Here is a 231-nt window from a genome sequence, read left to right on the forward strand (position 1 = left end):
CGTTGCGGCGCTTGCGCGACGCCGTCGGCAAGGCCAGAAGCACATCGGTGACTCCTTTGGTGTCGATCAACCCGGGCAGGTCCTGCACCGAATAGATGGGCAGGCCATTGAGCACTTGCCCCTGCAGGCGCTCATCGTCATCCAGGAAACCAATGATGCGCATATCCAGGCTGTTGGCCATCGCCAGGGCCAGTTGCCGTCCTGCCGTACCCGCGCCGTAGATCAGTGCCT

The 231-nt window shown here is 62.8% G+C and carries 1 protein-coding gene; it reads right to left on the reverse strand.

The annotated features are described in order from the left end of the window. On the reverse strand, positions 1-231 hold a 231-nt coding region (locus SB724_RS22050; protein WP_410573242.1), incomplete at both ends, for a nucleoside-diphosphate sugar epimerase/dehydratase.

The sequence above is a fragment of the Bacillus sp. SIMBA_031 genome (genome assembly GCF_046535225.1).
In the GTDB taxonomy this organism is placed as follows: domain Bacteria; phylum Bacillota; class Bacilli; order Bacillales; family Bacillaceae; genus Bacillus; species Bacillus velezensis.